General features: G+C 67.7%; 12 protein-coding genes and 1 pseudogene. 5 read left to right on the top strand and 8 right to left on the bottom strand.

Features of this window, described 5'->3' with window-relative positions; all coding sequences use genetic code 11:
* A pseudogene (locus tag FCU40_RS23355) lies at positions 1-143 on the top strand (hypothetical protein); the annotation flags it as partial.
* Here the strand turns inward: FCU40_RS23355 and FCU40_RS14250 are convergent.
* The gene (locus FCU40_RS14250) at positions 140-574 is read right to left on the bottom strand and encodes a DUF488 domain-containing protein (protein ID WP_168075750.1); all 435 of its coding nucleotides are present in this window, start codon (positions 572-574) and stop codon (positions 140-142) included. The pseudogene FCU40_RS23355 and the gene FCU40_RS14250 overlap by 4 nt on opposite strands.
* A 71-nt stretch (positions 575-645) precedes the next feature.
* Here FCU40_RS14250 and FCU40_RS14245 point away from each other — a divergent pair, with 71 nt between their 5' ends.
* Positions 646-1536, top strand: a complete 891-nt coding sequence (locus tag FCU40_RS14245; RefSeq protein ID WP_004619181.1) for an alpha/beta hydrolase — start codon at positions 646-648, stop codon at positions 1534-1536.
* 131 nt (positions 1537-1667) lie between these two features.
* Positions 1668-2210, top strand: a complete 543-nt coding sequence (locus tag FCU40_RS14240) for a hypothetical protein (RefSeq protein WP_004619179.1) — start codon at positions 1668-1670, stop codon at positions 2208-2210.
* A 2-nt stretch (positions 2211-2212) separates the two neighbouring features.
* Here FCU40_RS14240 and FCU40_RS14235 read toward each other — a convergent pair whose 3' ends face one another.
* From FCU40_RS14235 to FCU40_RS14205, 7 genes are all read right to left on the bottom strand, one after another.
* Positions 2213-2641, bottom strand: a complete 429-nt coding sequence (locus FCU40_RS14235; protein WP_168075748.1) for a Spy/CpxP family protein refolding chaperone — start codon at positions 2639-2641, stop codon at positions 2213-2215.
* 61 nt (positions 2642-2702) lie between these two features.
* Positions 2703-3650: a thioesterase family protein gene (locus tag FCU40_RS14230; protein WP_168075746.1), complete on the bottom strand. Its 948-nt coding sequence runs from the start codon at positions 3648-3650 to the stop codon at positions 2703-2705.
* Positions 3651-3776: 126 nt separating this feature from the next.
* On the bottom strand, positions 3777-4253 hold the full coding sequence (locus tag FCU40_RS14225) for a Fur family transcriptional regulator (protein WP_004619173.1): 477 nt from the start codon (positions 4251-4253) through the stop codon (positions 3777-3779).
* Between the two features lie 36 nt (positions 4254-4289).
* On the bottom strand, positions 4290-5081 hold the full coding sequence (locus FCU40_RS14220) for a phosphatase PAP2 family protein (RefSeq protein WP_168075744.1): 792 nt from the start codon (positions 5079-5081) through the stop codon (positions 4290-4292).
* Positions 5082-5141: 60 nt separating this feature from the next.
* The gene (locus tag FCU40_RS14215) at positions 5142-6191 is read right to left on the bottom strand and encodes a deoxyhypusine synthase (RefSeq protein WP_035017215.1); all 1050 of its coding nucleotides are present in this window, start codon (positions 6189-6191) and stop codon (positions 5142-5144) included.
* A 92-nt stretch (positions 6192-6283) separates the two neighbouring features.
* Entirely contained in the window at positions 6284-8032 is a 1749-nt protein-coding gene (locus FCU40_RS14210; protein ID WP_168075742.1) for a 6-pyruvoyl-tetrahydropterin synthase-related protein, read from the bottom strand.
* A 242-nt stretch (positions 8033-8274) separates the two neighbouring features.
* Positions 8275-9546 carry a type III PLP-dependent enzyme gene (locus tag FCU40_RS14205; protein ID WP_168075740.1) on the bottom strand — a complete coding sequence of 424 codons (1272 nt, stop codon included), beginning with the start codon at positions 9544-9546 and terminating at the stop codon, positions 8275-8277.
* Positions 9547-9896: 350 nt separating this feature from the next.
* Here FCU40_RS14205 and phnC point away from each other — a divergent pair, with 350 nt between their 5' ends.
* Both phnC and phnD read left to right on the top strand, forming a co-directional pair.
* The gene (gene phnC, locus FCU40_RS14200; protein ID WP_168075737.1) at positions 9897-10691 is read left to right on the top strand and encodes a phosphonate ABC transporter ATP-binding protein; all 795 of its coding nucleotides are present in this window, start codon (positions 9897-9899) and stop codon (positions 10689-10691) included.
* Positions 10688-11728, top strand: a complete 1041-nt coding sequence (gene phnD, locus FCU40_RS14195; protein ID WP_168075735.1) for a phosphate/phosphite/phosphonate ABC transporter substrate-binding protein — start codon at positions 10688-10690, stop codon at positions 11726-11728. The genes phnC and phnD overlap by 4 nt, the downstream gene beginning before the upstream one ends.
* Positions 11729-11735 lie beyond the last annotated feature (7 nt).

Raw genomic sequence — 11735 nt, 5'->3', positions numbered from 1 at the left:
CGCTGGTGCGTCCCGACGGTCAGCGCGCCGCCAGCTGCCGGGTGATCGACGCCCAGGTTTCCGGCGGCGGCCAAGCCCCGTCCAGCCAGCGCTACAGCGCCTGCCGCGACCGCGACGGCGAGTGGACGCTGACCCAGGCCTAAAGGTCCGCCACCTCGCATTTCAGCGTCTGGCGGATGCGGTCGGCGACGATCCGGCGGTGGCAGCAGGCGGCGTCGTCCTCGTAGCAGAGCAGGGCGACGCGCTTGTCCTTGGCCAGTTCCGTCGCCTGGGCCAGGGCCAGCTGGGCGGCGGGCTCCTCCAGATGGGCCTCGAAAATGGCGCGCATCTCGTCCACGCGGCCGGCGCGGGCGGCGTCGCGGCCCGGCTTGGGCGTGCCCAGCGGCCGAAGGTGCAGATAGCCGATCCCCTCGGCCGCCAGGCTGTTCGCCAGCAGGGTCTTGGAAAAGCCGGCCCGGCGCGAGGCGGCCACGGCGCGCACGTCGACGACCAGATCGACCTCGGCGGCCTTCAGGCGCGCGATCAGGCCAGCCTGGGTGTCGGTCTCGTATCCGATGGTCGAAAGCTTATTCATCGGGGTCTCCATGGACGCGAAGGGCTTACGGGCATACCCTAAGCCCAAGAAAAGCCCAGGGAGCCACGCCTATGGACGCGGCCGTCTTTCGCGAACCTCGCAAACGCGTCCTGTCCGCGCCTGGCGGCGAGATCGCGGCCTTGGAGTTCGGCCCGCCGGATCGGCCGATCGACGTGATCTTCGTTCACGCCAACGGCTTCAACGCCCAGACCTATCGGGTGTTGCTCTCTCCGCTCGCGGCGGGGCTGCGCGTGCTGGCGATCGACCAGCGCGGCCATGGCTCGACGACCCTGCCCGCCGATCCCGACGGCCGCCGCTCCTGGCGGGACCTGCAGGCCGATCTGACCGGCCTGCTGGACAGTCTGGACGGCCCGCCGGTGGTGCTGGCGGGGCATTCGATGGGCGGGACGGTCAGCCTGCTGGCCGCCGCCGAGCGACCGGAGCGGGTCAAGGGCCTGCTGCTGCTGGACCCGGTGATCATGCCCTGGCTGGCCACGCTGTACGCCAAGGCGCCGTGGACCTCGGGCCGCCTGTGGCGACGGATGCCGCTGGTGCTGTCGTCGCTGCGCCGCCGCGCCGTGTTCGACAGCCGCGAGGCCGCCTTCGCCGGCTACAAGGGGCGCGGCGCCTTCAAGACCTGGCCCGAGACCATGCTGGCCGACTATGTGGCCGGCGGCTTCGTCGAGCGCGCGGACGGCACGGTGGAGCTGGCTTGCGCGCCCGCCTGGGAAGCCTCCAACTACGCCGCCCAGGGCCATGATCCTTGGCGGGCCATCCGTCTGGTCACGGCGCCGGTCCGCATTCTGAAGGCCGAGAAGCACTCCACCTGCCGGGTCGGCGACCGCTTCGCGCGGCGCGGCCGGGATGTGCGGATCGAGACCGTCGCGGGGACCACCCACTTCCTGCCGATGGAGCGGCCGGACGTGGTGCGCGACGCCCTGTTCGACATGGCCACCGCCTGAGCTCGAGGCCCGCCGCCTGTGTGGCGACGGCGATATATCTTCACCGTAAGATCGCCCTTATTTCGGGCTAATCGCGAGCCTCCGACCGTTGGCCATCGTGACCCTCGGCCTCGCTTCTTTCGGAGGTCATCATGAAAGCCCTTCTCCCCGTCCTGGCCGGCGCAGGCCTGTTGGCGACGCCGATCCTGGCCGCGCCCTCGCTCGCCGCGGCGCACGGCCGCGGCGGCTACCACGTCGTCCAGGCGGGTTTCCGGCCCGGCGGCGGCTATCATTTCGGAAGTCCGGCCGCGGCGCGCTATCACGCCTTTCCGCGCTACGCGTATCCCCACTACGCATATCCCCACTACGGCTATCCCTATTACCGCTATCGCGGTTGGGGGTATCCGAGGGCGTACTGGTGGAGCGGCCCGCGCTTTGGCCTGGTGCTGAGCCCGGCCTATTACGATCCGTGGTTCTATGACCCGTGGTACGGCGCGCCCTGGTATTACAGCGCGCCCAGCTATTCCTACAGCTACACGACCTATTACGGCGATCCGCCGCCCAGCCGCGACGACCGGCCCCAAGACGACGCGAGCCCCGCGCCGGCTCCGCCCGCTTCGTCGACCGCGCCGGCGGCCTGCGGCGCGTGGTCGTGGAACGTGGCCGCCGACCGCTACGACTGGAAGCCCTGCTAACCTTATCTTTCGCCCGGAGGACGCCCTTGGCCGGCGTCCGCCTCGCCCTGCCGGGCGGCGTCGGCGGTCATGCGGTCGAATGTCCGCTGCTGGTCCGGCGACAGCGTCGCGTAGAAGGCCTTCACCGCCTCGCCCTGGCGATGCAGATCGGCGGCGTCGGCCTGGGCCGTGGCCTCGATCAGCGCGACGCGCCGCGGCGTGGGCAGTTGCGGCAGCAGCATGTCGGCGGCGCGATGACGCTGCTGGACCTGGGGATCGGGCGCGATCGCGGCCTGATAGGTCCGCCAGGCGTCTTCCTGGCCGGGACTCAGACGCAGGGCGTCATGCAGTCCGCTTGCGTCCGCCGGTCGCTGCTGGGCGATCGCGCCGGTGGCGCAAAGCGCCGTCGCCAGGGCCAGGACCAGGGTCATCCGGGGGGCAATCGCCGTCACGTGTCGCTTCCTTCAGTTCCAAGCCCGCCCAGCGTGACCATGGAAGCGATCATGGTGTCATTTAGAGGGCCAAATCCGCCACCGCGCGCGCCGCCAGCGCCGCCTGGGCGGCGTCGGTCACCGGCACGACCTTGCGCGCGTCGAGATCGAAGGTGACGGCCACGGCCTGCGAGGTTCCCCACGGCTCGCCGGTCGCCGGATCCAGCATCCAATGGACCATCCGCATGGTGCGGGCGTCCGCCCCCAGCAGGCCCGAGCGGATGTCCACCCGGTCGCCGACGCGCGGCCAGGCCAGATAGGCGATGCGGTATTCCAGCACCGCGCCGCCGAAGCGGGCCGGCTTGGGGTCGGCGTGCGCGACGATGGTGTCGCGGAAGGGATGGATGAACGCGCCGATGCCGTCCGACACTCGGCCGATGAACTGTTCGGCGCGCATCCGGCCGAAGACATCGCAGTCCGAAGGCAGCAGGCCGCCCAGGCCGATGCGGGTCAGGCCCAGCGCCTCGGCGCGCGCCAGGCTGGCGGTGCTGGCGAACGGCGACAGGTCCAGGCTGCGCGCCCGGGCCTTTTCGGGAACCTCGACCCTCAGCGCCTCGGCCCGTTCGCGGGCGATGGTCGGCCAGGGAAACACCTGGCCCTCGCGCGGCGTGGCGTGGACGACGGTCGTCTGGAAGGTGGCGGCCAGCTCGCCCGAGGCGGGATGCACCAGCAGCTGCAGGACCTTCGCGTCGCACTCGCCCATCTCGATCACCCCGCCCAACATGTAGAGCGGCGCGCCGGCGTGGGCCTCGCGCAGGAAGCGGATGTGGTGCTCCTTTACCAGCAGGGTGGCGTTGGCGAACGGCGAGAAGGCGTGCGGCATCCCAAGCTCGGCGGCCAGGCCGACCAGGCCTTCCATGGCCCGCCCGACATAGTGGCGCACGTTCATGTGCCCCATCTCGTCGCAGTCCCAGGTGTTGACGCCGCCGCGCCAGATCTCGACGCCAGGAAGACCCTCAGCGAACCTCATGGCGCGGCTCCTCGAAACCAAGAATGGCGCGCCAGATCTCGACGCCAGGCGGCGGCTCGGGGGTCGTCATCGCGGCGTCTCTCGAACGAAGTGGAACGATCGTTCGATCCTAATACCGGGGTTTTCTCAACCTCTGCAATCGGCGCAGAGACCGTGGGCCTCGATCGTCACGCTGGTCAGGGCGTAGCCCGCCGCGGCGCCGGCCGCGATGATCTCGGCGCTGGCCTTGGGCTCGATCTCGCGGGTCGCGCCGCAGCAGTCGCAGATCAGGAAGGCGGCGGCGTGGCCGTCGGCCTCCTTGCGGCAGGCGACATAGGCGTTGAGGCTCTCGATCCGGTGGGCGAAGCCCTGTTTCTCCAGGAAGTCGAGGGCGCGATAGACGGTCGGCGGCTTGGCCGGCGGTCCCTCGCCGCCGAAGGCCGAGATCAGATCATAGGCCTTCACCGGCTGGCCGGCTCCGAGCAGAAGCTCCAGCACCCGACGGCGCGGCGCGGTCAGGCGCTGGTCGGCGGCGACGCAGCGGGCCTCGGCCGCGTCCAGCTCGGCCGCGAGGGCCGCGCCGGCGACGCCGTGATGGTGATGGTCGTGTCCGCAGGAAGACATGGCCAACAGGTAGAGGTCGGGCCGGCTCGGCGCAAGCTAGAGGAGAGGCTTGGCGATCAGCGCCGCCTCGGCCGCGCACTTGGCCGCGTCGGGGGCGGGGCCGGCCTTGCGGTTGCGGGCGATCTCCTCGCGGATGGCGGCGATGTCGGTCTGGAACAGCGGGGTCCCGCTGACCGCCGCCATCAGGGCCGAGGCGTTCAGCTGGCCGGCCGACACCGAGCTCATGTTGTGCACGCCGCAGACGACGCGGCTCTCGCCGAACGCCCGGGCGCGCGCCAGGATTTCCGTAGCGTGCTCGGGATCGGCCTGGGCGAGGGCCAGGCCCACCGAATAGCCCCAGGTCGCGTGGCCCGACGGATAGTCCGGGCTCTTGGCCAGGCCCTCGCTCTTGTCGACGCAGATCGGACCCTCGTCGACCAGATAGGGGCGCGGGCGCTTGTAGAAGTCCTTCGGTCCATTCACCGCCGCGCCGACGTCGAAGCGCAGGCGCATCAGCAGGCCGACCATGCGCGGCGTGGCGCTCATCGACGGCGTGAAGCCCAGGGCGCACTGGAAGTCGGCGAGGATCGCCTTCTCGTCGACATCGTTGACCGCCAGGGCCCAGCGGGGGCTGTCCTTCAGCGCGCGGGTGGCCAGGAAGATCTTGCGGTCGGCCTCGGCCTGGGGCGAGCCCGGCGGCGGCGCGGGCGGCAGGACCTTCAAGGTGTCCAGGGTCCCCGCCGGCAGGTAGCCCTTGGGGGCGCCGGCGGGCGCGGGATCCGGCGCGGCTAGGGCGGAGCCGGACAGCAGGAGGGCGGCGGCGGCGACGGCGAGCGGAACAGCGCGCATGAAAAAGGTCCCCAAACTTTCGTCTGGGGACCCTGCATCTCTAATGTGACGCTCGCAAGCCTACTTGCCGAACAGCTTGTTCCAGCGCGGCTTTTCGCGACCTTCCCAGGCCTTGCGCCAGTAGGCGTCCGAGGCGATCAGCGGGACGACCGTGGTAGCTTCGGCGAACACCATCTGCTCGTAGGTGGTCGAGACCTTGCCCCAAGAGGCGGCTTCCTTCAGCGTCGACGACGAGCAGGCGCCGTCGCGGACGTCGGCGACCGTGATCTGGATGGCGTACTTGTGCATGTCGGCCTCGACGCCGAGGATCTCGGCGCAGACGACGGTGTCCTGGGCGAAGTTCTTGGGCACGCCGCCGCCGACCATGAACAGGCCCGTGGTGCCGGCCGCGATCTTGATGTCGGTCAGTTCGCGGAAGTCGGCCACGGCGTCGATCATCAGGTAGGGCTGCTTGGCGGCGGCCCGTTCCTTCTGGTGCTTGACGAGGCCAAAGCCGGCCGAGCTGTCGACGAAGGCCGGGCAGAAGATCGGCACGCCTTCTTCATAGCAGGTCTGGATCAGCGAGCCTTGCTTCTTGGCGTTGCCTTCCGACAGCCACTTGCCCATCTCCCAGATGAACTCGCGCGAGGAATAGCCGCGCGGCTCCAGGCGGTTGGCGATCTCGAGGATCGTGTGGTCGCAGGCCTGCAGCTCTTCTTCGTCGATATAGGTGTCGTAGATGCGGTCGATGTAGTTGTCGCGCAGGACGTTGTCGTCGACCGGGCCGGCGGCCTGATAGTGCTTGAAGCCGAGGGCCTCGAAGAAGTCCATGTCGACGATGCTGGCGCCGGTGGCGACCACGGCGTCGATCATGCCGTTCTTCACCATGTCGCGGTAGACGTGCATGCAGCCGCCGGCCGAGGTCGAGCCAGCCAGGATCAGCCAGGTCGAGCAGCCCTTGTCGGCCAGGGCCATGTTGAAGATGTCGGCCGCGCGGGCGGTGTCGCGCGAGCTGAACGACATCTTGCGCATCGAGTCGATGATCGGGCGAGCGTCGTAGGAGGTGATGTCGACGTGCTCGACGGTCTTCTGCAGCAGCTCGGCCTTGGTGTTCGGAACGGGAGCGTTCATGACAGAGGTTCCTCTGAAGTTGAGCGCCCGTCGTGACCCGATGAGACCGCCAGGACGGAGCGACCGGCGATGGGGTGTTTCGATGAAGGCGGCTATATAGCGGCTTTGCGAATTTTTTTAAGCGTTTCTCGCAGGGCTGGAACGAACAGCCACGCGGCCAGCAGCAGCGCCAACAGCGAGATCGTGTCGCAGACTTTTTCCAGTGGCGAACGAACGATCCGTACACGGTATGTGTTCGCGCCGGGTTGAGCCTCGAAGGACAGCAGTCTTTCGACGCCGTAGCCTTCCGTCTTCATCGACGGGTCGCGACCCTTGCGCACCAGACCAACCTCCCAGGTCGGGTAGTAGAACCGGCGTAGCACCACGCGCGTGGGGCGCGGCGTCTCGACCATGATAGCGAAGCTGCCGTCCTTGAACTGGCCGGCGGGGGTCACGCGGGCGTCTGGCGCCAGGGGCCGGGCCGGCGGCACGGCGTCGAAGCCGGCGAAGCCCAAGGTGTCCGCCTTGAACAGGGGCCCGGCCGGATCGAAGCCCTGGGGCAGATGTTCGTCAGGCGTGCGCCGTCGTGCGATGCGTAGGCGGGTGTCCGCGTCGATGTCGCCATTCTGGGCCAAATGCAGCTTGATAGGCGACTCTTGGAGACGATAGCCCTTTTCAAGCGGGATCAGGCACAGCGGAACAAGGATCAGCAGGCGCAGCCAGCGACCGGCGGCGGCCGCCATGACCACGGCGGTGACGGCGGCGAACTCCATGCCCAGCACGATACGGAACGGAAACTGCACTTTGCCCAGGACCGCGCCCAGCGGCCCCTGCCAGATCCACGGCAGGGCGTACAGCAGCAAGGCGAATATCGCGGCAAGGCCCCAGACGGCCGCCTCGCGGGCGGGGCCTTCGATCCGCCGACTCAGGGCCGCGAGAATAGCGGCCAGGCCAAGGGCCGCGGCGCCATAGCCCATCAGGGCCATCGAGAGACCGTAACCATGGTTCGGCCAGAGGTCAGGGCGCAGAAGCGTCCAGCGGAATGGGTGGTATTCCGGCGCGACGAACATCCACTGCAGGGTGGCGTGCTTCTGCATAAGCAGCGCCGGACCCAGATAGCTGAGACCTATGGCCACGCCCAGCGCCAGGCCGGCGGCGCAGCGAACCAGCAGGGCGCGGCGCTTCTCGACGGGTGCGTCAAAAAGCAGATAGAGTCCGTAGACCGACAGCACGCTGATCGAGGTCAGCAACGCGATGGTCACATGGCACATCAGGAGCGCGCCGTAGCTTAGGCCAAGGCCAGCGATCCAGGGGCGGGCGGCCTGGCCTTCGACCCGAGCAGCCTGTTGCAGGCACAGCGCCACCATTGGCAGGGCCATATAGGCGGCCGTTTCGCCCATCGTTCCGCGCACGAAGTCGTCGACCACGTGGAAGGGCATGAAGACGTAGGCGATCGCTCCCGCCAGCGCCAGAACGTCGCCGGCCTGCCGCCGCAGCCAAGCGAACATCGCCAGGCCCGAGCCCAGGCTCATATAGAACGATCCCCAAGCGGCGATCTGAGCGTAGTCGTTCTTGTGAACCGAGAAGGCCGCCACGATCGCGGTCAGATAGAAAGGCAGGGGCGGATAATAGTAGAACGACGGCGAGCCTAATCCGTTGTTGGCCCCGAACATCCAGCGCGGCGGGAAAATGCCTCGGTGCAGCGAGTCGTCGAATTCCAGGATCCAGGCCGCGTTGAAGAAGTAGCTGTGGTTCCAACCGGTCCCGTGCAGCAATGGCTGATGCTGCAGCATGAAGCACATCAGAACCAGGACGCCGAAGGCGAACGTCCAACCCAGCTTGGTCTTGGTCAGGAAACCCACGCACGCCCCTATCGTCGATCTCGGCGGCGACGATTTGTCAGCGCAACCTGAGAATGTCCAGTTACGCTTGTCGGCCCGCAAGAAAAGGGCGGGGCCGAAACCCCGCCTTGGCCATTTCCGAATGCGTGCCCGCCAAGCCTGTCCGATTTAGATGTCCTCTAAACCGGATGACCAGACTCTGGATTGATACGTTCGGAGCGCGTTCGAGCGGTTTAGACTCTCACAGCTAAGCTTGGCGTGCTCTAGCGACGGCGCTTGCGCTTGCCGGCCGCGCCCTTCGGACGCGAGAAGCGGACGATCTTGCGCTCTTCGGCTTCCTGACGGACGACCGGGATGGAACGCTTGGCCAGACCGTACATCGAGGCCATCGGCGCGTCTTGCACTTCCACGGTGTCGGTCTCGCCGAAGCCGTTGAAGCGGGTCGACATCGCCACGCCATAGGCGCCCAACATGCCGATCTCGATATAGTCGCCTTCGTCCACGCTTTCCGGCAGGTAGAAGGGGCCGGGCATGTGGTCGACGCTGTCGCAGGTCGGGCCGTAGAAGCGGAAGGGCTTGAGGCCTTCCTCCACCGGCTCGCCGGCATTTGGGCCGTTCTTGCGGTAAAGCTTGACCGGGAAGGGCCACTTCATGTGCGCGGCGTCGAACAGCGAGCCATAGGAGCCGTCGTTCAGATAGAGCGCGTCGCCCTTCTTCAGCTCGACCTTGACCAGCAGCGACGAGGCCTCGGCCACCAGGGCGCGGCCCGGCTCGCACCAGAGCTCGGTGGTCTCGTGGACCATCATCTCGGCGAAGCCGCGGTCGATGGCCGCCAGGTACTCCGACAGGTCCGGCGGGACCATGCCCGGATAGATCGACGGGAAGCCGCCGCCGACGTCGACGACATCGGCCAGCACGCCGGCGCGCACCAGGGCGCGAGAGGCCTGGGCCATCGCCGCCTGGAAGGCCGTCGGACGCATGCACTGGCTGCCGACGTGGAAGCTGACGCCCATCAGGTCCTGGGTGGCGCGGCGGGCGGCCAGCAGCAGGGCGGGGGCGTTGTGCATCTCGACGCCGAACTTGCCCGACAGGCTGTAGGCCGCGCCCTCGGCCTGCACGCCCATGCGGACGATCAGGTTCAGGTCCTTGGCCTGGCCGGTGGCGTCCAGGATCTTGGCCAGCTCTTCGTGGGTGTCGAACGAGAAGGTCTTCACGCCGTGGTCGAAGTACGCGGCCGAGATGGCGGCGCGGCTCTTGACCGGGTGCATGAAGGCCATGCGCGAGCCCGGGGCCTCGTTGGCCACCAGCTCGACTTCGTTCAGCGACGCGACGTCGAACGAACGCACGCCGGCTTGCGCCAGCTCACGGATCACCCACGGCGAAGGATTGGCCTTCACCGCGTAGAAGACGTCGCCTTTAAATTCGGACTGGAACCAGCGCGCGGCTACGGAAACCGCGTCGGGCCGCACGAGTGCGACGGGACGTTCCGGTGACCGCTCACGGACCAGGTCCAGGGGCGAATGGTACGTGCGCAATTCACGTAACCCCCTGTTGGAAGTTAAACCCAGGCCGGCGTTAGCAGCGTTTAGGACTTCGGGTCCGCCGGAGCCGTGCGAAATAGGGGCATTGGACAGGGTTGTAAAGTCCCTTTCTGCCCCCCTTTTTTGGACGAATTGATGCAGGCGCGCCCGTCGGGCGAAATCGTGCTTTCGGTCCTGTTCGAACGCGCGACAAGCCCAGCCAGATCCGGCGCTTCGCGGAGCGCGAGCCACGCCGTTCGGCGGTGAAAAGGGCTGTTGGTCGTCACAATTCGATTGCTAACCTTCCCCAAACCAGAGAACGCACTTCCCCCGCGCCGAAACCACGTTAAGGATTCGTCCCGACCATGACGTCGGACCCTGTTCTCTCGATCCGCGCCGCGTCCAAGACCTTCGGGTCGCGTCGCGCGCTGAACGCCGTCTCCCTCGACGTGGGTCGAGGGGAGATGATCGCGCTCATCGGCCCTTCGGGCTCGGGCAAATCCACCCTGCTGCGCTCCATCGACGGTCTCCAGACCATCGACGAGGGCGAAGGGACCATCACCGCCTTCGGCGGACCGGTCCAGGCTCGGGGCAAGGTGTCGGGCGAGGTGCGCAAGGCGCGCGTCCGCGTCGGCTTCGTGGCCCAGCAGTTCAACCTGGTCGGCCGGCTGTCGCTGTTCAGCAACGTCGCCCTGGGATCGCTGGGCCGCATCCCGCTGCTGCGCGGTCTGTTCGGCCTTTGGCCGCGCGAGACGCGCGAGGCGGCGATGGCGGCCCTGGCCCGCGTCGGCGTGGCCGACTACGCGGGCCAGCGCGCCAACACCCTTTCGGGCGGCCAGCAGCAACGCGGGGCGATCGCCCGGGCCCTGGTCCAGAAGGCCAAGATCATCCTGGCCGACGAGCCGGTCGCCTCGCTCGATCCCGTCTCGGCGCGCAAGGTCATGGAGATTCTTCGTGACCTGAATCAAAGCGACGGCCTGACCGTCATCGTCACCTTGCACCAGGTGGACTACGCCCTGCGCTACTGCGATCGGGTCGTGGCCCTGAAGGCGGGCGAGAAGGTCTATGACGGCCCGGCCGCCGGCCTGAAGCGTGAACAACTCATCGATATCTACGGCCCGGAATTCGAGGACGTATTCTGGGAAGGAGCCCCGCAATGATCAGCCGCCGTTCGGCCCTCGCCTTCGCCGCCCGTTGTTCGCTCGTGGGCCTCTCGGCCCTGGCGTTGGCTTCGTGCTCGAAGAAGCCCGAGGCCACGGTCTCCAAGGACACGATCACCTTCTCGATCCTGTCCACGGAGTCGGCCCAGAACATGGAGGGCTATTGGAAGCCGATCCTGGCCGACATGGAAAAACAGACCGGCCTGAAGGTGAAGCCGTTCTTCTCGTCCAACTATTCGTCGCTGATCGTGGCGATGGGCGCCAAACAGACCGACGTGGGCTGGTTCTCCAACCAGTCTGGTCTGGAGGCCGTGCGCCGCTCGAACGGCGAGGTCTTCGCCCGCACCTTCGACCCCTCGGGCGTCGACGGCTACAAGTCGCTGATCATCGTGCCGGCCGACAGCAAGATCCGCACGGTTCAGGATCTGCTCAAGTGTGACAAGACGCTGAACTTCGGGATCGGCGACAAGAAGTCCACCTCGGGCACCCTGGCGCCGATGACCTATGTGTTCATCCCGGCCAACAAGAAGCCCGAGGAGTGCTTCAAGACCGTGATCAGCGCCAACCACCAGGCCAACCTGTTCGCTGTGGCCAACGGCAAGCTGGACGCGGCCACCAACAACTCGACGGCCGTGGGCCTGGCGCGCGCGCGGGGCGATAGCGTCGTCGACAAGATCCGGGTGATCTGGGAGTCGCCGACCCTGCCCGAAGACCCGATCATCTGGCGCAAGGATCTCGACCCGGTCATCAAGGAAAAGCTGCGCCAGTTCTTCCTGACCTACGCGCAAGGCGACACGCCGGAAGCCGAGCGGCAGCGCGGCTATCTGAAGAAGCTGTCGATCGGCGGGTTCAAGCCGGCCGATGACACCCACCTCCTGGTCGTGCGCGAGATGGAGGCGACCGAAAACCTGGGCCTGGCGCGCGAAGCCGGCGATCAGGCCAAGATCGCCGCCGCCCAGAAGGCGCTGGACGACATCAAGGCTCAGCGCGTGGCCGCCGAGGGCAAGGCCGGCGTCGCCCCGACGTCGGCCAACTGAGGCCGCT

The organism is Caulobacter sp. SSI4214, from assembly GCF_012184455.1.
GTDB classification, from domain to species: domain Bacteria; phylum Pseudomonadota; class Alphaproteobacteria; order Caulobacterales; family Caulobacteraceae; genus Caulobacter; species Caulobacter vibrioides_E.
Note: the sequence above shows the minus strand (reverse complement) of the source record. Positions and strands in the feature narration are given on the sequence as shown.

Excerpts from the sequence above, each read along its gene's own strand:
- FCU40_RS14250 (WP_168075750.1), bottom strand. The coding sequence starts at position 574 with ATGAATAAGCTTTCGACCATCGGATACGAGACCGACACCCAGGCTGGC.
- FCU40_RS14245 (WP_004619181.1), top strand. The coding sequence starts at position 646 with ATGGACGCGGCCGTCTTTCGCGAACCTCGCAAACGCGTCCTGTCCGCG.
- FCU40_RS14240 (WP_004619179.1), top strand. The coding sequence starts at position 1,668 with ATGAAAGCCCTTCTCCCCGTCCTGGCCGGCGCAGGCCTGTTGGCGACG.
- FCU40_RS14230 (WP_168075746.1), bottom strand. The coding sequence starts at position 3,650 with ATGAGGTTCGCTGAGGGTCTTCCTGGCGTCGAGATCTGGCGCGGCGGC.
- FCU40_RS14225 (WP_004619173.1), bottom strand. The coding sequence starts at position 4,253 with ATGTCTTCCTGCGGACACGACCATCACCATCACGGCGTCGCCGGCGCG.
- FCU40_RS14220 (WP_168075744.1), bottom strand. The coding sequence starts at position 5,081 with ATGCGCGCTGTTCCGCTCGCCGTCGCCGCCGCCGCCCTCCTGCTGTCC.
- FCU40_RS14215 (WP_035017215.1), bottom strand. The coding sequence starts at position 6,191 with ATGAACGCTCCCGTTCCGAACACCAAGGCCGAGCTGCTGCAGAAGACC.
- phnC (WP_168075737.1), top strand. The coding sequence starts at position 9,897 with ATGACGTCGGACCCTGTTCTCTCGATCCGCGCCGCGTCCAAGACCTTC.
- phnD (WP_168075735.1), top strand. The coding sequence starts at position 10,688 with ATGATCAGCCGCCGTTCGGCCCTCGCCTTCGCCGCCCGTTGTTCGCTC.